This window comes from Salinimicrobium terrae DSM 17865 (assembly GCF_000424665.1).
GTDB lineage: Bacteria > Bacteroidota > Bacteroidia > Flavobacteriales > Flavobacteriaceae > Salinimicrobium > Salinimicrobium terrae.
This window is the reverse complement of record NZ_AUKI01000003.1, coordinates 72,034-92,190: the sequence shown is the minus strand read 5'-3', so window position 1 is coordinate 92,190 and position 20,157 is coordinate 72,034. Positions and strand designations below refer to the sequence as shown.

At 40.2% G+C, this 20,157-nt stretch carries 20 protein-coding genes; 9 read left to right on the top strand and 11 right to left on the bottom strand.

What is annotated here, in order from left to right; genetic code table 11:
- Positions 1–799, top strand: a 799-nt coding sequence (locus tag H148_RS0101530; protein ID WP_029033220.1) for a transposase, incomplete at its 5' end; no start/stop codon positions are given.
- 127 nt (positions 800–926) lie between these two features.
- Here the strand turns inward: H148_RS0101530 and H148_RS0101525 are convergent.
- A complete protein-coding gene (locus H148_RS0101525) occupies positions 927–1,130 on the bottom strand; it encodes a dodecin family protein (RefSeq protein ID WP_029033219.1) in 204 nt (67 codons plus the stop codon).
- Positions 1,131–1,308: 178 nt separating this feature from the next.
- On the opposite strand from H148_RS0101525, the gene H148_RS17010 reads away from it, so the two are divergent.
- On the top strand, positions 1,309–3,597 hold the full coding sequence (locus H148_RS17010) for an inorganic phosphate transporter (RefSeq protein WP_051286110.1): 2,289 nt from the start codon (positions 1,309–1,311) through the stop codon (positions 3,595–3,597).
- A gap of 79 nt (positions 3,598–3,676) precedes the next feature.
- On the opposite strand, the gene H148_RS0101515 is transcribed toward H148_RS17010, so the two are convergent.
- The 10 genes from H148_RS0101515 to H148_RS0101470 form a co-directional block, all read right to left on the bottom strand.
- Positions 3,677–3,979 carry a hypothetical protein gene (locus H148_RS0101515; protein WP_029033218.1) on the bottom strand — a complete coding sequence of 101 codons (303 nt, stop codon included), beginning with the start codon at positions 3,977–3,979 and terminating at the stop codon, positions 3,677–3,679.
- A 47-nt stretch (positions 3,980–4,026) separates the two neighbouring features.
- Positions 4,027–4,935 (bottom strand): NifU family protein, encoded by a 909-nt coding sequence (locus H148_RS0101510; protein ID WP_029033217.1) that lies wholly within the window; start codon positions 4,933–4,935, stop codon positions 4,027–4,029.
- Between the two features lie 71 nt (positions 4,936–5,006).
- The gene (gene murI, locus H148_RS0101505; RefSeq protein WP_029033216.1) at positions 5,007–5,795 is read right to left on the bottom strand and encodes a glutamate racemase; all 789 of its coding nucleotides are present in this window, start codon (positions 5,793–5,795) and stop codon (positions 5,007–5,009) included.
- A 68-nt stretch (positions 5,796–5,863) separates the two neighbouring features.
- Complete coding sequence (locus H148_RS0101500; protein ID WP_029033215.1) at positions 5,864–6,373, bottom strand: OmpH/Skp family outer membrane protein; 510 nt, start codon at positions 6,371–6,373, stop codon at positions 5,864–5,866.
- Between the two features lie 60 nt (positions 6,374–6,433).
- The gene (locus H148_RS0101495) at positions 6,434–7,243 is read right to left on the bottom strand and encodes an OmpH/Skp family outer membrane protein (RefSeq protein ID WP_029033214.1); all 810 of its coding nucleotides are present in this window, start codon (positions 7,241–7,243) and stop codon (positions 6,434–6,436) included.
- Between the two features lie 33 nt (positions 7,244–7,276).
- The gene (bamA, locus tag H148_RS0101490) at positions 7,277–9,931 is read right to left on the bottom strand and encodes an outer membrane protein assembly factor BamA (protein ID WP_169578535.1); all 2,655 of its coding nucleotides are present in this window, start codon (positions 9,929–9,931) and stop codon (positions 7,277–7,279) included.
- Entirely contained in the window at positions 9,903–10,643 is a 741-nt protein-coding gene (locus tag H148_RS0101485) for an undecaprenyl pyrophosphate synthase (protein WP_029033212.1), read from the bottom strand. Before H148_RS0101485 ends, bamA begins: the two co-directional genes overlap by 29 nt.
- Position 10,644: 1 nt before the next feature.
- On the bottom strand, positions 10,645–11,361 hold the full coding sequence (porG, locus tag H148_RS0101480) for a type IX secretion system protein PorG (RefSeq protein ID WP_029033211.1): 717 nt from the start codon (positions 11,359–11,361) through the stop codon (positions 10,645–10,647).
- Between the two features lie 102 nt (positions 11,362–11,463).
- Positions 11,464–12,348, bottom strand: coding sequence for an NAD kinase (locus H148_RS0101475; RefSeq protein ID WP_029033210.1), 885 nt, complete (start codon positions 12,346–12,348; stop codon positions 11,464–11,466).
- 2 nt (positions 12,349–12,350) lie between these two features.
- On the bottom strand, positions 12,351–13,007 hold the full coding sequence (locus H148_RS0101470) for a CBS domain-containing protein (RefSeq protein WP_029033209.1): 657 nt from the start codon (positions 13,005–13,007) through the stop codon (positions 12,351–12,353).
- Positions 13,008–13,095: 88 nt separating this feature from the next.
- On the opposite strand from H148_RS0101470, the gene H148_RS0101465 reads away from it, so the two are divergent.
- From H148_RS0101465 to clpP, 7 genes are all read left to right on the top strand, one after another.
- A complete protein-coding gene (locus tag H148_RS0101465) occupies positions 13,096–13,812 on the top strand; it encodes a pyridoxine 5'-phosphate synthase (RefSeq protein WP_029033208.1) in 717 nt (238 codons plus the stop codon).
- Complete coding sequence (locus H148_RS0101460; protein WP_029033207.1) at positions 13,812–14,573, top strand: alpha/beta fold hydrolase; 762 nt, start codon at positions 13,812–13,814, stop codon at positions 14,571–14,573. Before H148_RS0101465 ends, H148_RS0101460 begins: the two co-directional genes overlap by 1 nt.
- Positions 14,574–14,687: 114 nt before the next feature.
- A complete protein-coding gene (locus H148_RS0101455; RefSeq protein ID WP_029033206.1) occupies positions 14,688–15,935 on the top strand; it encodes an OmpP1/FadL family transporter in 1,248 nt (415 codons plus the stop codon).
- 14 nt (positions 15,936–15,949) lie between these two features.
- Positions 15,950–17,482 (top strand): SGNH/GDSL hydrolase family protein, encoded by a 1,533-nt coding sequence (locus H148_RS0101450; protein ID WP_029033205.1) that lies wholly within the window; start codon positions 15,950–15,952, stop codon positions 17,480–17,482.
- Between the two features lie 87 nt (positions 17,483–17,569).
- Positions 17,570–17,911, top strand: a complete 342-nt coding sequence (locus H148_RS0101445) for a phage holin family protein (RefSeq protein WP_029033204.1) — start codon at positions 17,570–17,572, stop codon at positions 17,909–17,911.
- An 85-nt stretch (positions 17,912–17,996) separates the two neighbouring features.
- Positions 17,997–19,310 carry a trigger factor gene (gene tig, locus H148_RS0101440; protein WP_029033203.1) on the top strand — a complete coding sequence of 438 codons (1,314 nt, stop codon included), beginning with the start codon at positions 17,997–17,999 and terminating at the stop codon, positions 19,308–19,310.
- Between the two features lie 134 nt (positions 19,311–19,444).
- Positions 19,445–20,119, top strand: a complete 675-nt coding sequence (gene clpP / locus H148_RS0101435; RefSeq protein WP_029033202.1) for an ATP-dependent Clp endopeptidase proteolytic subunit ClpP — start codon at positions 19,445–19,447, stop codon at positions 20,117–20,119.
- Positions 20,120–20,157: the final 38 nt, after the last annotated feature.

Below are 20,157 nucleotides of genomic sequence, written 5' to 3'. Positions count from 1 at the left end.
CCTTGCCGGTCGAAATAGTTATAGCAAAACAGATCCTGATGCCATCTTCATGCGGATGAAGGACGATCATATGCAAAATGGGCAACTTAAACCGGGGTATAATGTTCAGATCAGTTCAGAAGATCAGTTCATTGTAAATTACACCCTTCACCAACAAACCAATGACCTCCATACTCTAAAACCACATTTGGAGAGCTACCAGTACTTATACCAAAGTCTTCCGGAATCTCTTACTGCTGATGCCGGTTACGGAAGCCAGGAAAATTATGAGTTACTATCAAACAAGGGTATCAATGCCTACGTGAAGTTCAACACCTTTGACCAGGAACAGAATAAAACAGGGAGCAAGAAGAAGAAAAACGCTTCTGCCTTCCATCGCGATCAGCTACACTACAACAAGGAGGAGGATTATTACGTGTGTCCGATGGGGCAACGAATGGATAAAATATCTCAAGGGAAGAAAATCACAAAATCAGGTTATAAGCAAACCTACAGCAAGTATAGGGCAAAGAATTGCGCAGGTTGTTCTATTAGAGGCGTCTGTTTTAAAGGTAAGAATGAACGGGTTGTAGAGCGAAATCATACTCTGGAATATTACAAACAAAAGGCACGGGAGGATCTTTTATCGGAGATAGGTCAAGCCAAACTAAAAAAACGAACCGCAGATGTGGAGCCGATCTTTGCTCATGTCAAACACAATCGAAACTTTAAAAGATTTACCCACCGCGGACTGGATAAAGTGGAATTAGAGTTCGGATTACATGCCCTGGCGCATAATATTAGGAAGAAGAGTGCCTGAAATCACTCAACCTTTATTTTTTCGACAGGTAAAGAAGTAGAAAACACAACAGAAATCGACATAAGAAGAAGCCGTCTCATTTTAGTAAATGAGACGGCTTCATCAACTAATTAAATCATGCCTTTCTTTAGGCATCTACTTCAAAAGTGATCTTAACGATCACCCGGTAGTCGGTTATGCTATCACCTTCAACATTGGCGGTTTGATCTTTTACATAAACAGATCTTATGTTTTTTATAGATTTTGATGCGGTTTTTACTGCATTCTTTACGGCTTCTTCCCAACTCTGATTTGAGTTTGCCATGATTTCCACTACTTTCATTACTGCCATAATATCTTGTATTTTTTTATTAGTAAATTATTTAATTGATTGATAATCAATATACAAAATTTTAAACCTGCCTTTTAGTAAGAAATTGTTAAACCTTAAGGGGTTAATATTCAACTCGCATATAAGGGCCATCTTTTAAAAAATTCCTATTTTGCAGTAGCTTAACCCGCTTTTCCTTATGGAAGATATTTATATCGTAATGCTGGTTGCCCTTTTTGCCCTTGCCGTGACCGACCTGGTTGTGGGAGTGAGTAATGACGCCATTAATTTCCTGAGTTCGGCTATTGGATCCCGTGCTTTCCCTATGAAAACTATTCTTATTGTTGCCAGCCTTGGAGTAGGTGTGGGGGCTATTTTTTCCAGCGGAATTATGGAAGTAGCCAGGAAAGGTATTTTTATGCCGGGGGAGTTCTTTTTTGAGGAAATCATGATCATCTTTATGGCAGTGATGATTACCGATGTCCTACTGCTGGATTTTTTCAATTCTCTGGGCTTGCCTACTTCCACCACTGTGTCTATAGTTTTCGAATTACTCGGTGCAGCAGTGAGTATTGCAGCTATTAAAATTTACAATGACTCCGGGAATTTCGGAGATATTCTTACTTATATAAATACTTCCAAGGCCACCGAGATTATAATAGGAATATTACTGGCGGTTGTCGTTGCCTTTCTAATTGGAGCAATAGTGCAGTATTTTTCCCGGCTTATATTTTCTTTTCAATTTGAACAAAAAATTAAATATGCAGGTGCCATTTTTGGAGGGCTGTCGTTGACGGCTATTTTATATTTCATACTGCTGAAAGGATTGAAGTCAGTTTCATTTGTTCCTGAAGCTTTCCTTGAATTTCTGAATAACAATACCCTTATTATTATCGGTGGAGGGCTGGTGCTATTTACAGTTATTTCTCAGCTCTTAATGAGCCTGTTTAAAACACATATTCTCAAGTTTATCATCCTGGTGGGCACTTTTTCCCTGGCTCTGGCCTTTGCAGGTAATGACCTGGTGAATTTTATTGGTGTACCCATAGCAGCATGGCAATCTTTTGAGTTGTGGCAAACCGCATATGCCTCCACAGGAGTCTTACCTTCAGAATTTCCTATGAGTGGCCTGCAGGGGGAAGTTTCTACACCAGCATTTCTTCTGTTAGGCGCAGGAGCTGTGATGGTGGCAACCTTATGGTTTTCCAGAAAGGCCCGTAATGTGGTGAAAACAGGTGTAAATCTTTCCCGGCAGGGGGAAGTGACTGAAAGATTCGAACCTAATTTTCTTTCAAGGGGAATCGTTCGTTACTCGGTACTTTTGGGAAATGTGATGGGCGCGGTAACTCCCGAAGTGTTGAGCAGGAAGATTGAGGAGAAATTTCAAAAACCACGTTCCTTTACCAGGGATTCAGATGAAACACCGGCATTTGACCTTGTTCGGGCTTCAGTTAATCTGGTAGTTGCCAGTATCCTTATTTCGATAGGTACCAGTCTTAAATTACCGCTCTCTACCACCTATGTGACCTTTATGGTGGCTATGGGAACCTCGCTTTCCGACAGAGCCTGGGATAGGGAAAGTGCCGTGTATAGAGTGGCGGGAGTTGTGAACGTCATAGGTGGATGGTTCGTAACTGCCCTGGTCGCTTTTTCTGCCGCAGCTATATTTGCAGCCATAATATATTTTGGAGGAATAATAGCTATCACAGTTCTCATTTTACTGGCTATCTTCAGCATAGCACGAAGTTTTGTGCTTCATTCGCGGAAAGAAAAAGAGAAAACCCTGAAAAAGCCTTTCCGAAGTCATGAGATTAGCACTATAAATGATATCGTGGTAGAGAGTTCTGAAAATATCTCCAGCATAGTTTGCGGTGTGAATCAAATGTTCTCCAAGACAGTAAAAAATCTGGGTTACTATGACAAAAGTAAACTCAAAAAGAACAAGAAGTCCATTAAAAAGCTTGAATCTGAAATCGATCAACTCAAAAGAAATGTTTTTTATTTCATTAAAACAATTGAGGAGGGATCACTGGATTCCAATCGATTCTATATTCTAATTCTGGATTACCTGCAGGACATTGTTCAATCCATCGGCTACATTACCAGGAACAGTTATAACCACGTCAACAATAACCACAAGAACCTCAAATTTAATCAAATTCGGGATCTCAAAAGAGTTGATGATAAGATGCAGAGTTTGTTTGATGAGATCGAAGATATCTTCAATCAACAGGATTTCGCCCGTATCGATGTGGTATTGAGGGGGAAACAGGACCTGCTTCAAGATGTAGGGGAGCTTATTGAAAAGCAGATTAAGAGAATTAGGACCAGCGAAAGTAGTCCTAAAAACTCGGAACTTTATTTTGGATTGCTCCTGGAAACCAGGGATCTTATTACTTCTACCATGAACTTACTGGAACTTTACCAGGAATTTAATATTGCCGTGGTAACGACCCGTTTTCCGGCCGGTCTACCACAAAAAAATTAAGACCGAAAACCTCATTTTAAAGAGGTAGTTCAGTCTTAATCCCGAAGTTTTTAAGTTAAATTGAATTTCCCGAACCCGGTTAATTTAGCCCGCGGTTTATTTCCTTTGCACTTTTATTAACCAAAGAATCTATTCTTGTAGTTGTTTTGCGCACAATGGAATCGAGATTTTTAATTCTTTTACTTTTAGCGGTAATGGTTGAATCAAGATTCTCCACTTTATCTAATCCTCGATTAACAGCAGAATCAAGTTCCTCTGCACGTTTATTGATATTGTCCAGTTGCTCATCCATCTTTGAACTCATCTCCTGGCAGCCTGTAAGAATTACAGACATACCCAGAAGCAAAAAGAAGATTTTTAAATTTTGTTTTACTTTTTTCATAGTTATATATTTTATCCGGCTCTGTTTAAGCTAATGGAATTTTAAATTTAACCATTAATGGCTTCAACACGCTCCACTCGCCCCTGAAGCATATCCTTGAACATAGTTTCAATGCCATTTTTGAGAGTTATTGTCGAAGAGGGACAACCACTGCATGCGCCCTGTAGAATCACCTTTACCAATTTCTGCTCCTTATCATAGCTTTCAAACAAAATGTTACCACCATCACTTGCTACTGCAGGTTTTATGTACTCGTCAAGAATGGCAACAATTTCCTTTGATGTATCGTCCAATGTAATTTTTGTTTCAGGTGTCTTTTCTTCAATTGTGGCAGATGAGGATTTTTGACTGTCTTCGATCAATACCTCCTTCCCCTGTTCAAGGTGTTCCCTGATAAATTCCCTGATCTCCTGAGTAATTTCTCCCCATTCTGCAATGTCATATTTCATGATGGAGAGATAATTTTCATCAATAAATACCTCCTTCACAAAAGGAAAATGAAAGAGAGCTTTTGCTAAAGGAGCATTTTTTGCCTCATCTATATTCTTAAATTCTACACTCTGCAGTACCAGTTTTTTGTTGGAAGCAAACTTCATTACGGCTGGATTCGGAGTGCTTTCGGCATAAACAGTGACAGGAATTTTTTTAATCTCTTCATCGGAAGGAGTAACTACAATTCCTCCGTTGTTCAGGAAGGATTCGATTTGCTCCGAAATTTCATTCTGTACATCTTTCCAGTGTACGATGTTGTATTTTTCTATTGCAACAAAATTTTGAGCGATATAAACTTTTTTAACAAAAGGCAGATGAAACAACTGTTGAGCTAAAGGTGAACGATTAGCCTCTTCAATATTTTGGAATTCAAAACTTTCATGTTTTGTCAAAAAGATGCTTGCTTCGAACTTAACTATTGTAGGTTTATTTGTAGGCTGAATGTTTACAGTGATATTTTTCATGTCGAAATTTTTGCAAAAATACGATTTTCTGTTTGCATGCAACTCTTATTTAGAATGATTCAATGGAAATTTTAAAAATTTTGAAAGCCTACCTTAAATGAATCTGCAGGAAAAGGGATTATACCTTGGAGAATCTTGGGATCTCCGTTCGTGAAGAATTCCGGAATTTGTTGTTGATCTTGTGTAAGAAGATCAAGGCTTTGCAGAACAACTTTTGTTTGTTTTGCCACGGCCATCCCAGAATCTATGATCTGCACATGAGAAGGAAGAATTTTTTCCAGGGTGGGAATTAAATATGGATAATGGCTGCAGCCTAGTACCAGATGATCCATTCCTGCATTTATCATAGGTTGAAGAAGCTCTGCCAGCATTTCCCTGACAAAAGGAGAGTCTTTTTCACCTTTTTCGATCTCCTCTACGAGCCCCTTTCCTACTACCTCTACTATTTTATTGTCCCTGGAGTAGAGATCTGAGGTCTTGGCAAATAGTGCGCTGGAAAGAGTGCCTTTGGTGGCCAGGATGCCTATGCACTTTGTCTTGCTCTTAAGTGCTGCCGGTTTGATTGCCGGCTCTATACCTATAAATGGCACTTCATAGGAGGAGCGCAAATGAGAAATGGCATTTGTGGTTGCTGTATTGCACGCGACCACGATAATCTTGGCACCCATTTGAAGTAGCCATTCTGTGTTTTTCACACTTAGCCTTACAATCTCTTCAGGAGGTTTTTCTCCATAGGGAGCATTGGCACTGTCGGCCAGATAAACTGTATGTTCGAGAGGGAGTAGATTGTGAATTTCTTTCCAAATGGAGGTGCCACCAACACCCGAATCAAAAATACCTATAGGGTTATCTTTTCTCATTCCTGTAAAAATAAAAACTGCACATCAATGATGTGCAGTTTTCCAAAAATTTATTTTTTAAGGAGGAATTAGATACCTAGTTCACTCTTAACATCTGGCATTAGGTCATAACCATCGGCCATGATCACACCTGTTCCGGTAGTAGAGTCAAGAACGTAGTCAAATTCTTTTTCACGGGCCACTTTTTGAATAGTTGTACGTGCTAGTTCAAAGACAGGTTTAAGTAGATCTACTTCTTTTTTACGTAGATCCTGTTCTGCTGTTTGACGGTACTCACCTATAGATCTTTGAGTTTGTTGAAGTTCCAAAGCTCTCTTTTGATTTTCTTCATCTGTTTTTGTTTGAGCTTCAGCTTCATATCTCTTCATTGTTCCCTGGGCTTCAGTTACCATATCTTTAATTTGAGTATCATAGGTCTTTTGAAGCTTTTCCAGTTGATTCATTGCAGTTTTATAGGTTGGCATTTGTTCAATAAGTTCCTGAGTTGCAATATGAGCTACTTTGGTTTGTGCATTTGCAAATGAGGTCGCTCCAAAAATTAAAGCTACAGCTATTAGAAGGGTCTTAAATTGTTTCATTGTGTTAAAATTGATTATTTAATAGTTGAATTATTTATTGTCAATGCCATTTCTGGCTTTTTAATTATTCCTTTTTTCTTCCCTTGCCTTGGCTACGGAATCTTTTTTCCTCTGGCGCTCCTTCAAAATTTCTTCTCGGCGCCTTTCAGCTTCTTCTTTTTTTGCAGTGCGAATGGAATCTCTCGTTCTGCGTCTTTCCTCAAGTAGCGCTTCTCTTTCTTTTTTTCTCTGTTGTTGAAGTTGCTCTCTTTCTGAAAGTACTGCATTTTCCTCAACGGTTTTGGCTTCCTCTCTTATAAGCTCGCGCTTCTCCTGGCGCGTTTCCAGTTCCTCCCTGTTGGAGGCTCTGGTTATGCTTCTAAGTACCTGGTCGCTTACATCCAGCCTGTCCGCTGCATAAAGAGTGATTATATCTGCCGATTTGTCAAAGATAAGGTCATAGTTCCTGTTTTCAGCAATTTCCTGCACCGCTACAAAAACCTGATCCTGAATTGGTTTTATTAATTGCAGCTTTTGAGTTATTAGATCCCCATTGGGGCCAAATCTCTTTTGCTGGTAATCGAGGATCTTCTTTTCTTCAAATCTTATTTCATCCTCCCGGTCACTTATTAATTCACTTGTTAATAGTGGCCTTTCGTTGGCGAGATCCTGCTTCATTTTTTCGATCCTGTTCATTTCGATCTCGATCTCTCCTTTCCACTGCTGAACTTTATTCTCAAGCTGGGCTGAGGCTTCCTGATATTCTGGAACGTTCTCCAGGATGTATTCCATATCAACATAACCAATTCTTACTGTTTGCTGTCCCTGTACGGCGTAGCTCAAAAAAACTATGAAAGCAAATTGTAATTGTATGAGAATTGATTTCTTCATAATTATTGGGTGTATAGAAAATACCGTGCCAAATTAAAACTGTTGTCCAATTATAAAGTGGGTTTCCCAGCCATTTGCTTTTGTCTCCCCAGGAAGTGGATCGAATCCATATCCAAAGTCTATACCAAGCAATCCAAATGCCGGCATGAAAATTCTTAAGCCTGCACCTGCCGCTCTGTTCACCTGGAATGGGTTGTAATCCATGAACCCGTCAAAAGAAGCACCGGCTTCAAGGAAAGTTAAGGCGAAAATTGAAGCTGTCTGTTTTAAAGTAATAGGGTATCTTAATTCTAAAGAATATTTGTTGTAGATGGTGGCACCATCGTTATCTGTTGCAGCACTTAAAACTCCTCTGTCCAGCGGGGTAAGTGACTGGTTAGGGTATCCTCTTAATGAAACAGCTTCCCGGCCGTCCATGCTGTATGTTCCCATCCCGTCTCCTCCAAGGTAGAATCTTTCAAAAGGAGGGACTCCGCGTTCGTTGTTGTAGGCTCCAAGGAATCCGTATTCTGCATGGGTTCTTAATACCAGCTTTTCGTATAAATTAGTATACCAGGTACCGTTAAACTTAATCTTGTAGAATTCCAGCCATTTATATTTTTCCTGGTCGATCTTTGCCTGATCGGGTACTGGGTCCTCTCCTTCTCTTAAGGGTCTTCCCTGCCTGTTAATTAATACTCCCCTGGCATTTTGAAGTTGGAATTCTTCCTGTTCTCCTAAATTTCCGTAATCAATGTTGTTGAATAAAGAATACGGAGGAGTTAGTTTGGCAATTATTTCAAATTTAGAGCCTCCCATTGGGAAAATAGGATTACTAAAAGTATTATCCCTGGTAAGCCCTAAAGTGAGAGATAGATTATTTGAATATCCATCTCCAAAAGTGAACAATCCTGTGTTATAATTACTTAGATTATAGTGTTGGAAGGCTAATGCAGTAGAGAGTACAAAGAAATCGTCCGGTACTGTGAGTCTTCTTGCGAGACCAAATGTTATTCCCGAAATGGAGAACTTACGGTCCTTGTCGGCCTCGCGGTTCCTGTAGTCATAAAAATATTGTTCTGTGTGTTGCAGGGATGTTGAAAGTCTTACAGGTTTCTTCCCGCCCCACCAGGGTTCAGAAAAAGAAAGACTATAAGTCTGGTAGTAAGTACTGGCCTGGGCACGCAGGGATAGGGTCTGTCCATCTCCCATTGGTAAAGGCCGATATGCATCTTTATCAAAAAGTCCGCCAAGGGAGAAGTTGTTGAAGGAAAGTCCAAGCGTTCCAACAAAACCTCCACCGCCATAACCTCCCTGTAATTCTATTTGGCTTGCTCCCGCTTCCACTACAGAGTATTCAAGATCTACGGTCCCGGTATTCTGGTCTACTTCCTTAAAATCGGGGGAGAGATTCTCGGCATCAAAGAATCCAAGTTGCCCAAGCTCCCTTACAGTTCTTACCACGGCTTCTTTGCTATACTTATGTCCGGGTTTCGTACGCATTTCCCTATAAATGACATGATCTTTGGTTTTGTCATTTCCTATTACCGTTACTTCATCAAAATATGCAACTTTACCTTCTCTAATCCTTATTTCAAAATCAATAGTGTCATTGTAAACTCTTACTTCGACCGGATTAATATTTGAAAACAGGTATCCGTTATTCTGATATAAATTGGTGAGATCGTTGGCATCAGGCTTGGTATTATCGGCAATCTGCTTTTCAAGTAGAACGCCGTTATAGACATCACCCTTGTTTATTCCCAGTCTCCTTTGTAATTCCTGATCTGTGTAAACAGAATTTCCTATGAATTCAATATCTCCAAAGTAATAACGATCTCCTTCCTCGATGGTGATTTGTAGAGCTACATCATCTTCGTCAACACGCATAAGACTGTCTGATACTATTCGAGCGTCACGGTATCCTTTTTCTTTATACACGTTGAGCAATTTTTGCTTATCTTCTTCATATTCTTCCGGAATAAATTTTGAGCGTTTCCAGAATCTTATAAAGTTTTCTTCTTTCGTATTTTTCAGTGCTCTTTTCAATCGCGCATCAGAAAAAGCTTCATTCCCGGTAATTTCTATATCTTCTATTTTTACTCTCTCCCCCTTATCTACATTAATTACCACGTTAACTGTGTTTCTGTTTAATGTATCTTCGACAGGAACCGTATTAATGGCCACTTTGGTGTTGAGGAAACCTTTCTCTTTGAAGCTGTTTTGGATAAAGTTCTTCGTTGTGGTAATCAGGTTTTCCGTTACCTTGGTGCCAACGGTGAGGTTGTTTTCATCTATAAGTTCCTCTTGCTTCTTTTTCTTTACCCCCTGAATCCTCACATTAGCAAGGGCTGGTACTTCCTGAATTTCCAATTCAAGGTCGGCCACTTCACCTTCAATATTGGTGACGTAAATATTAATATCACTAAAGGAACCAACATCCCATAATTTTTTAAGGACTTTGCTTATTCGGTCTCCGGGAATAAATATTTTTTCTCCTTTTTTAAGACCTGTATATGCAATAATCGTTTGTTCGTTAAAGGAAACATTTCCCGTAACTTCGATATCGCCTATGGTGTACTCCTGGCCATCTGCTAATGGGAGATCCTGTGCTGCTGAAGAAAAATTTATTAAAAGGCCAATGGCCAGAAGTGCTAATGTAGATTTTGTTTTTAAGGCACTAACTAAGTTGCTCACTCGTTTTTCCAAATCTTCGTTCTCTGTTTTGATAATTATAAATGGCTTCGTAGAGATCTTCTCTTCTGTAATCTGGCCATAGTATTTCTGAAAAATATAATTCTGCATAAGCGATTTGCCATAATAGGAAATTGCTTATCCGTTGTTCACCGCTCGTTCTTATTACCAAATCTACATCTGGTAAATTGCGGGTGTAAAGATGCTTATTTATAACCGATTCATCAATATCTTTAGAGGAAAACTCGCCCGCAGCCACTTTATTTGAAATTTCCTTCACCATATTACACAGCTCTTCCCGGGAACCGTAACTCAGAGCGAGGGTGAGGGTCATTCTGTTATTGGAAGAAGTTTTTTCTATGACTTCCTGCAATTCTTTAAATGCTTTTGCCGGTAAAGTGTCGAGACATCCAATAGCATTGAGCTTAATATCATTATCCTGAAGAGTTTTTATCTCCTTTTTGAGAGAAGAGACCAAAAGGCGCATGAGGGTATCTACTTCCATTTTTGGTCGGTTCCAGTTTTCTGTGGAAAAGGCATACAACGTGAGGTTTTCCACCCCTATTTCTGCACTGGCTTCCACGACTTCCCGAACCGCCTTAGTGCCTTTTTCATGACCCATTACGCGCATTAGTCCCTGTTTTTTTGCCCACCTGCCGTTGCCGTCCATTATAATGGCAATGTGTCGGGGCAATTTTGAAGGATTAATGTTCTCTTTAAAGTTCATATTAGTATTTATTGAAACAACCCGATCCTCTTCCAAAATTAAAAGTAAAGTAGATGCCGGTAAAAACATACCAGTCTGTAGTATTCCGGTTACCAAAATCATAGGGTTGAAAATCTCCTTCTACCTCAGATGGATGACTACCGTCGAGATTATCGGTAAAGGTGTAGCGGGCACCTATTTCCATACCTGCAGAGAGAAAAGTAGTAAGGGTTTGTTTGTACCCCATAACAATTGGAAGGGAAAATTCCCAGTTATTCCCGGCTTCCTGTAGCTCATTAGCCGCTGGGTTTGTATAGGCCTCGTTATTTAACATGAAATGTTTAGCAAAATAGTAATTGATGCCGGTGTAAAGATAAGGAGTTGATTGGTAAGTATTGGCATGAAGATCCCATTCCCAGAAAGTAAATTCCAGACCAAGGGAAGCTTCAGCTATAGAATTGGAAAAAGAATATCCACGTTGTTGTCTTCGGCCTTCATTAGACCTGGCATCATCGGCTTCAAGTTGTGCATAAAGCAAAGAGAACCTGAAGGAATGGCGGTCGCTGCGATTCCATTTAACCAAACCACCAAAGAGCGGAGTGTTTGGATTAATATAGGTAGTATTGCCCACATCCCCGATGTAATTTGCTCCTCCTATAAAAGGGCCCACCTCAAAATTCTGGGAATATGTTCGGCTTCCGCAAAGTGCGACAATTACCATAACGACAAAATACCTCATAGGTCTTCAAAAGTTTGCAAATATAACAATATTGTTTGCCCCACAAATAACCTGAATGGGTTTGTACCTTAGCATTAACAGATTATAGGAGGTTTTATTGTTTTAATTGCGCTTATCTTCTCCCCAAAGGAGTTTTTTTCGCAGGGTTTTTAGGAAGGTTTCGCTTGTAAATTCTACCATTTTTAGTTTAAAAGGAGCTTTTTTTATAGTAACAGTGGTATTATTTTTAAGGGTTGCTAATCTCGAGTCCATCGAGACCAGGTAATCATCGGCCCGGCCAGATACCTTCAATGTGATCCTGGTATTATCTTTTATAACCAGTGGACGTGCATTTAAATTGTGAGGTGCAATGGGAGTGATGACCAGCGCTTTGGTAGCCGGTGTAATGACCGGGCCGCCACAACTTAAGGAGTAACCGGTAGATCCCGTAGGGGTGGAAACTATTAAACCGTCTGCCCAATAAGACGTAAGTGGTTCTCCATCAAGCCAGGTGTCTATGGTGATCATGGAAGTACTGTTTTTTCTGCTCACTGCTATTTCGTTCAATGCGTAATTATTGTTGCACAAACCATCTACTTCAGGATCTGTCATAATACTAAGCAGGGAACGTTCAGAAATTTTGTACTCCTTTCTAATTAATCTTGAAATAGTAGCGCGAATTTCTTCTTTATGAACAGTGGCCAGAAAACCGAGTCTTCCGGTGTTAATACCCATAATAGGGATATCCAGGTCCTGCACAAAATTCACCGAATGTAGAATCGTTCCATCCCCACCGACACTTATAAATATATCAAAGGTCTCATCAAGCTCCTGAAATGTTTTAAAATGGCGAAAATCTTTTTTTATCTCGTTGTTTTCGTCAATAAGCCTGAGAAAATTTTCTTCAATAGCAACTTCAATATTTTCTGAGTCCAGAACATTAAGAAGTTCTTCAATATAAACACCTGAGTCGGTGTGATAAAATTGCCCGTAGATAGCAGCCTTCATTTCTAGATATTTAGGTATTTGTCCAAATAACGGGAGCGATCTTCCAGGCTGGAGGAGAAGGAATCTTCAGAATGTTGGGAAACAACTTCGTAACCATATCTTCTAAAGGTCTGAAAAAGGGCATTAAATGGGATGCTTCCTGTTTTCAGGGTAATCTGGGTTCGGTCATTTTCTGTACCCGAAATAAAAGCTCCCAAAACATGGGTGCCATTCGACTCAACAATCTGGCATATTTCACTAAATGAATAATCTTTAACTCCTTTTTCTACAACCAGGATACCTCCGGGGTTATTGAGAAAAGGAGATTCAGTAAATAAATTCATAATATCCTGGAGCTCCAGATAACCTAAAAATAGATTATCATCATCTAAGACAGGCATAATATTGGAATCATTCTTGGAAAAATTATGCAAAACATCAATCCAGTTATCGGTATCTCTTACAAAAAAGCCTTCCAGGGCGTATTGATAATCCTCCATAGGTTTGTCGGGTTCAAAGATCCTGGCATCGGCTACGGGAATGCAGCCCATGTAGGTTTCACCTTGCTTTATGGGTAAATGAGAATATGGATGATCATTAAAGATCTCAAGTACTTCTGCGACAGGAGTGTGAAACTGCGGAATTTTAACCTCATTAAGAATAAATGGCTGAATGTTCATTGTCCCGTAGTTTTTCTGCAAATTAATCAAAATAAAATACTTTGTTGCTTGTTCAACTTTGTATTTTTGTTCAAAACAGGTGCCAAAAATGACGAAATTAAGTGTAAATATTAATAAGATCGCAACCCTTCGAAACAGTCGGGGAGGAGATGTTCCTAATGTTGTGCAGGTAGCAAAAGATGTGCAGCGGTATGGAGGCCAGGGAATAACAGTGCATCCACGTCCCGATGAACGGCACATTAGGTATAAGGATGTATTGGATCTTCGGCCGGTGGTAACTACCGAGTTCAACATTGAAGGAAATCCTGTGCAGAAATTCATAGACTTGGTACTAAAGGTAAAACCCGAGCAGGTGACCCTTGTTCCCGATGCTGAAGATGCCATAACCTCCAATGCCGGTTGGAATACAATTAAACATAGGGATTATCTCAGGGAAATCATTTCAGAATTTCAAGACAAAGGGATTCGCACCTCAATTTTTGTAGATCCCGATCTTGAAATGGTAAAAGGAGCAGCAAACACCGGAACAGATCGTATTGAGCTCTATACCGAAGAATATGCCAGACAATACGCGAAAGGTAATAAGGAAGGGATTAAACCCTATAGATCCTGTGCTGAGGCAGCCAATGATCTTGGGCTGGGGATAAATGCCGGTCATGACCTCTCTTTAAGTAATATCGAGTACTTTAATAAAAATATTCCTGGCTTGCTGGAAGTATCCATAGGTCATGCGCTCATTGCCGAATCTCTGTACCAGGGGCTGGAGTACGTGATCAATCAATATTTAAGTTTATTAAGAGACTAATGAAATTACATTCAAATATACTTGGAAAGGGACAGCCTCTTTTGATCCTTCATGGGTTTCTTGGAATGAGTGATAATTGGAAAACTCTGGGGAATGAGTTTGCCGAAGCCGGTTACCAGGTCCATCTTATTGATCAAAGAAATCACGGCCGAAGCCCTCATAGTGAGATTTTTAATTATACCGAATTAGCAAAAGACCTAAAAGAATATATAGATCACCACAGCCTCAAAAATGTCATTTTAATAGGACATTCTATGGGAGGCAAGACGGCTATGACTGCTGCTGCTCTCTTTCCACACCTTATTCAAAAACTTGTGGTGGTGGATATTGCTCCAAAATACTATGCTCCACATCATCAGGACATTTTAGAAGGTTTAAAAGTTGTTGACGATGCTACCCTCACCTCAAGAGGAGAGGCAGATGAAGTGCTTTTCCAATATGTGCCGGAAAAAGCAGTGCGAATGTTTTTACTGAAAAATCTCTTTTGGAAAGAAAAGGACCGGCTTGGACTAAGACTTAACCTGGATGTTCTAACCAAAGAAATCGAAGAACTTGGAAAAGCACTTCCCGAAGATTACTCCTATTCAAAACCCACACTTTTTATCAAAGGGGAGAGGTCCAACTATATTACTTCTGAAGATAAGGGATTGTTGGAAAAACATTTTCCTAAATCAAAACTTTCTGTCATTCCCCGGGCGGGGCATTGGGTGCACGCTGAGAATAAAAAGAAATTTTATGAAGAGGTAATGAAATTTATCTGATTTTCAGGTGATATTTATTATGCACGCGTAATAAATCAAGGTTTTTCTTGCCTTATATTCAATTTATGCTATTTTTGAGCCATTGATCCTTTATTTTAATCTACACAAACTATTATGAGAAAAGTCTTATTATTAATGGTATTTGCTCTTGCAGGTACTATAACCTATGCCGGTGGTTACCGTGTTGGTGTGCAGGGGCAGCGTGCGCTGGCCATGGGACATACGGGAGTTGCCGTTGTTAACAGTGCCGAATTGGGCTTCTTCAATCCCGCAGGACTGGTTTATCTTGAGAACAAATTAACCATTTCTGCAGGGGTAAGTGCAGTTTTTTCTGAAGTTGCCTGGCAAAATGAGGCTACTGGGGCGACAGCTCGTACAGATAACCCTTTGGGAACACCTTTTTATTTCAATGCATCTTACAAATTGAACGAAAATCTTGCTCTTGGTTTAAGTGTGTACACTCCTTATGGAAGTACAGTTGAATGGGAAGATGACTGGGCGGGATCTCACCTGGTGAACAATATCGCACTACAGGCAATATACATCCAGCCACTTGTTTCTTATAAAATTGCCGATTTCTTCAGCATTGGAGGGGGACCAATCTTCGTTACAGGTTCCGTAAACTTTAACCGAAACTTAAGCAGAACGCTGACAGATATCGAAGGGAACAGAGCCAATGTAACCATAGACGCTTCGGGGGTGAATGAATGGGGCTGGTCTGTAGGTGCGCTTTTTACTGCTACCGAAGATCTCAAAGTAGGACTTAATTACCGGTCTGAGATCATTATGAATGCTGAAGGCGGGGAGGCGGATTTTGAAAACATTCCGAACACTCCGCTTGCACCTTTTAGCGATACAACTTTTGATGCGCAATTGCCTTTGCCGGCAGAACTAACTGCAGGATTATCATACCAGCTTAATGAAAAATGGTTACTTGCTTTTGATTTCAACCGTACTTTCTGGGGAGTGTACGAGTCCCTCGATATTACTTTCGCTAATGGTGTAGTGTCTGAGAATCCCCGTGCCTACGAGGATGCCAATACCTGGAGATTTGGTGCTCAATACACAGCTACAGACAAATTAACTCTGCGTGCAGGTTATTATCTTGATGAATCTCCCGTCCAGGAGGGATATTTCGCGCCCGAAACTCCTAGGAACGATTCTATGGGCTTCACCGGCGGACTTTCTCTTGAAGTGACTTCAAGACTGGCAATTGATACCTCTTTTGCTTACATAAGATTTGATGAAGTAGACGCTTCCTATGATCATTATGTTGATGAGAACGGACAAAATATTCCTTTTGGAGGAACTTATAAATCTGTAGCCTTTATTCCCGGAATCGGAGTAACATATAAAATGTAATAAAGAATTTGATTATGAAAAACTATATAAAATACTTCGGGATCCTTGCCTTGGGAATGGTGGCCTGTGAACCTGAATTCGAAAATCCTGTTGACGATGTTGATGCTTATTCCAATGGAGAAGCTGACTTTTCCAATTATGTTGCCCTTGGAAATTCTTTAACCGCAGGATATGCAGATAATGCGCTGTACATTACAGGACAACAGAATTCTTATCCAAATATCCTGGCGCAGCAGTTTGCCAAGGTGGTAGAGGGAGATTTCGATTTTGTTCAGCCTCTAATGGCCGATAATGCTGGGGGACTTTTAGCGGGAGGTCAACAAATTACCAGCAATAGACTTGTTTTATCAGTGGTAGATCAGGACACGCTACCCAGGATTTATACAGGAATGGAACCTACAACCGATATTCTAAATACTCTTACAGGGCCATTCAACAATTTTGGTGTTCCTGGTGCAAGAAGTTATCACTTATTAGCACCGGGTTATGGTAATGTTCAAGGCTTAGCCACTGATCCGGCGACCGCCAATCCCTATTTTGTACGTTTCGCTTCAGATCCAGGCACTACAGTCGTTGCAGATGCCGTTGCGCAACAACCTACCTTTTTTAGCCTTTGGATAGGTAATAATGATGTTTTGGGATATGCAACTTCTGGGGGCGTTGATGAGAACGATATAACGAGCCAGCAAGTTTTCACAGGGGCGTATACCCAAATTGTTGCAAGCATGGTTGAGGCCGGAGCTGAGGAAGGTGTTCTTTTAAACATACCGAATGTAACTGATATTCCTTTCTTTAATACTGTTCCAAACAACGCCCTTGTATTAACAGCTGAACAGGCGGCAAACTTAACAGGATTTTTCCAGGCAGTAGCAGGTATATTCACGCAGGTTTTAATGCAGCAACAGGTGCCTCAGGAACAAGCTGTAGCACTTGCTTCTCAGTATGCAATTCAATTCAGTGCGGGTCCAAATCGTTTTATTATTGATGTTCCGGTAACACAAACAAACCCTCTTGGATTCAGGCAAATGACTGAAGAAGAACTGGTTTTGCTCACAATTGATCGTGCTGCCATCCCTACTCAAGGATATGGTTCAGCAGCAGTTGGCCCAGAAGTATTACAAGTACTTGGACTGTTACAACAAGGTGGTCAGCCAACGCCAGAACAAGCTCAACTGGTCATAGATGCCGTAAATGGTTTTGATGATGCAGATGTACTGGATAATCAGGAAATCCAAAGAATTGCAGAAGCGACTCAAGGTTTCAATGCTACAATTGCTAAAGTGGCTGAAGATTTCGATCTTGCTTTTGTAGATGCCGCTGCTTTGCTGGAAGAGACAGCTACCACAGGTATTCCGTTTGACGGGGGAGTTCTTACTTCAACTTTTGCCTCAGGAGGTGCGTTTTCTCTGGATGGAGTACATTTAACTCCACGGGGTTACGCTCTTATAGCAAATGAGACTATAGAAGCGATCAACAGTGAATACAATGCTACAGTTCCAAAAGTGAATATTGGATACTATGGCACAATAACTCCGAGTAACGACTAAGTCTTTTTAATAAAAATATAACTAAAACGCCGGACTTGTTCCGGCGTTTTTCATTCGAAGTTGTATCTTAGTTTAAACATTTAACCTATGACCTTTTTATTAAGAATTCTTCTCACCGCCGTAGTGGTGGTTTTTCTCGCTAATTTTCTACCTGGTGTTACTGTCGAGGGATATGTTACTGCAATAGTAGTGGCTCTGGTGCTGGCACTTCTTAATCTTATTGTGAAGCCAATCCTGGTACTTTTGACTCTTCCTGTAACCATTCTCACCCTAGGTCTCTTTCTAATTGTGATCAACGCTATAATCATATTGCTGGTTGATGCATTTGTAAGCGGATTTCAGGTGAGCGGCTTTTGGATTGCAGTGCTTTTTAGCCTGTTGCTGTCCATAATTCAATCCTTGTTCTTCTCCATCGCAGAAAGGAAATAAACGCTTCTGAATTTCAGGTTTTTGAAACTTTGCTTGCTCTCAAAAAAGTTGTACTTTTGCAGACCAATTTTTATAAGCGCTCATAATGAATATAACGAGAGAGAACATTGACGAACTTAATGCCGTACTCAAGGTTGATATAGCCAAAGAAGACTACAGCGGTAAAGTTGAAAAAGTCCTGAAAGATTACCGTAAAAATGCAAATATCCCCGGCTTCCGTAAAGGACATGTGCCTATGGGAATGGTGAAGAAACAATACGGAAAAGCTGTGTTAGTGGATGAAGTGAACAAGCTTCTTCAGGATTCATTAAATAAATATCTTACAGAAGAAAAACTGGATGTTCTCGGAAATCCGCTTCCTAAGGAGCAGGATAATTTTGACTGGGACAGCGATAATTACACCTTTGAATTCGAATTGGGACTTTCTCCGCAGTTTGGGGTGAGCCTTGACAATGAAAAGCCAATCACAAATTATAAAATTGTTGCCGGGGACGAGATGATCGAAAACCAGGTGAAGACACTTCAGAAACAATATGGGAAACTTGTTTCAAAAGAAGTTGCCGAAGAAGGAGATCAACTAACCGGAACTTTTAAAAATGAAGCTGAAGGTATAGACGCAAAAACTACGCTACAGCTTGAAAAAGTTCAAAATAAAGAGCCTTTCCTGGGAGCTAAAGCAGGAGATACGATCAAGGTAAGCACCAAAGGTCTTTTCGCAGATGATCACGACCTTATGGAATACCTAAAGGTGGAGCATGATAAAGCGCACGGGTTAGATGTTGAGGTGGAATTTGTAGTTGAGGAAGTGAACACTCAGGAGTTGGCAGAACTTGATCAGGAGTTATTTGATAAGCTTTTTGGGGCAGGAGAAGTAACTTCAGTTACAGAACTTAAAGAAAAGATCAAAGAAGACGCCGCCAAACAATTCGAGCAGCAAAGCGACCAGCAATTACTGAATGATGTGACTGAAATGTTGATCGACAAACACAATTTCGATCTCCCTAAGGAATTTCTTCAGAAGTGGATTCAGACAGCAGGTGAAAAAGAACTTTCTGAAGAAGAAGCTCGTGAAGAATACGAAAAGAGTGAAAAAGGCTTGAGATTTCAGTTGATCGAAGGGAAACTAATTCAGGAGCACAATCTTGAGGTGAAATTCGAAGATCTTAAAGCTTTTGCCAAAGACAGGATCAGGGAGCAAATGGCTCAGTTTGGTCAGATGAACCCCGAAGACAAGGAACTTGATGATATCGCAGCCCGTATCCTTTCCCGCCAGGATGAAGTAAAACGCCTTTCAGAGCAATTGATGAATCAAAAACTTCTTGAACTTTACAAGGAAAAAGTGAACCTTGAGGAAAAAGAAGTAACGTACGAAGAATTTGTTAAAGAGGTTTATCAATAGATCTTTAATAAATTAATACTTATCTTTAAGGCGTTAGACTAAACTTGGTCTAACGCCTTTTTTAGCAAATAATACAGGAAGTTTTTAAATAAAAAATTCCACTTTTATAACCGGAAAAATTACACAGGAATTCAATGGATTACGCAAAAGAATTTGAAAAATATGCTACCCGTCATCACGGGATCAATAGTAACTATTATGATAAGATAATAAGCAGCATGTATCCGCAGGGTATGACCCCGAACATTATTGAAGAAAGGCAAATGAACATCGCCATTTTTGATGTTTTTTCCCGCTTAATGATGGATCGTATTATCTTTTTAGGAACAGGCATTAGTGACCAGGTAGCCAATATTATCCAGGCACAATTGTTGTTTTTAGAAAGTACGGACTCTTCAAAAGATATTCAGATTTATATCAATTCTCCGGGAGGAAGCGTTTACGCAGGTTTGGGTATTTATGATACCATGCAGTTCATCAAGCCTAATGTTGCGACAATTTGTACTGGAATGGCCGCTTCTATGGGAGCAGTTCTTCTTTGTGCAGGGGAAAAAGGAAAAAGGAGCGGTTTGCCGCATTCCAGAGTAATGATCCATCAGCCTTTAGGTGGAGCCCAGGGACAGGCCAGCGACATTGAGATCACTGCCCGAGAAATCCTTATCCTTAAAAAGGAACTGTATGACATCATTGCAAAACATACCGGTCAAACTTATGAGAAGATCCATGAAGATAGTGACCGTGATTACTGGATGAAAGCCGATAAAGCTTTAGAGTACGGAATGATCGATGAAATTTTAACTAGGGAGTAACTTCCTTTTTTAAAGAATGTAGGGAAGCCGTAACAGGC

Excerpts from the sequence above, each read along its gene's own strand:
- H148_RS0101460 (WP_029033207.1), top strand. The coding sequence starts at position 13,812 with ATGAAATTACATTCAAATATACTTGGAAAGGGACAGCCTCTTTTGATC.
- porG (WP_029033211.1), bottom strand. The coding sequence starts at position 11,361 with ATGAGGTATTTTGTCGTTATGGTAATTGTCGCACTTTGCGGAAGCCGA.
- H148_RS0101470 (WP_029033209.1), bottom strand. The coding sequence starts at position 13,007 with ATGAACATTCAGCCATTTATTCTTAATGAGGTTAAAATTCCGCAGTTT.
- H148_RS0101475 (WP_029033210.1), bottom strand. The coding sequence starts at position 12,348 with ATGAAGGCTGCTATCTACGGGCAATTTTATCACACCGACTCAGGTGTT.
- tig (WP_029033203.1), top strand. The coding sequence starts at position 17,997 with ATGAATATAACGAGAGAGAACATTGACGAACTTAATGCCGTACTCAAG.
- clpP (WP_029033202.1), top strand. The coding sequence starts at position 19,445 with ATGGATTACGCAAAAGAATTTGAAAAATATGCTACCCGTCATCACGGG.
- H148_RS0101500 (WP_029033215.1), bottom strand. The coding sequence starts at position 6,373 with ATGAAACAATTTAAGACCCTTCTAATAGCTGTAGCTTTAATTTTTGGA.
- H148_RS0101445 (WP_029033204.1), top strand. The coding sequence starts at position 17,570 with ATGACCTTTTTATTAAGAATTCTTCTCACCGCCGTAGTGGTGGTTTTT.
- H148_RS0101465 (WP_029033208.1), top strand. The coding sequence starts at position 13,096 with ATGACGAAATTAAGTGTAAATATTAATAAGATCGCAACCCTTCGAAAC.
- H148_RS0101495 (WP_029033214.1), bottom strand. The coding sequence starts at position 7,243 with ATGAAGAAATCAATTCTCATACAATTACAATTTGCTTTCATAGTTTTT.
- H148_RS0101510 (WP_029033217.1), bottom strand. The coding sequence starts at position 4,935 with ATGAAAAATATCACTGTAAACATTCAGCCTACAAATAAACCTACAATA.
- H148_RS0101455 (WP_029033206.1), top strand. The coding sequence starts at position 14,688 with ATGAGAAAAGTCTTATTATTAATGGTATTTGCTCTTGCAGGTACTATA.
- murI (WP_029033216.1), bottom strand. The coding sequence starts at position 5,795 with ATGAGAAAAGATAACCCTATAGGTATTTTTGATTCGGGTGTTGGTGGC.
- H148_RS0101450 (WP_029033205.1), top strand. The coding sequence starts at position 15,950 with ATGAAAAACTATATAAAATACTTCGGGATCCTTGCCTTGGGAATGGTG.
- H148_RS17010 (WP_051286110.1), top strand. The coding sequence starts at position 1,309 with ATGGAAGATATTTATATCGTAATGCTGGTTGCCCTTTTTGCCCTTGCC.
- H148_RS0101515 (WP_029033218.1), bottom strand. The coding sequence starts at position 3,979 with ATGAAAAAAGTAAAACAAAATTTAAAAATCTTCTTTTTGCTTCTGGGT.
- H148_RS0101485 (WP_029033212.1), bottom strand. The coding sequence starts at position 10,643 with ATGAACTTTAAAGAGAACATTAATCCTTCAAAATTGCCCCGACACATT.
- H148_RS0101525 (WP_029033219.1), bottom strand. The coding sequence starts at position 1,130 with ATGGCAGTAATGAAAGTAGTGGAAATCATGGCAAACTCAAATCAGAGT.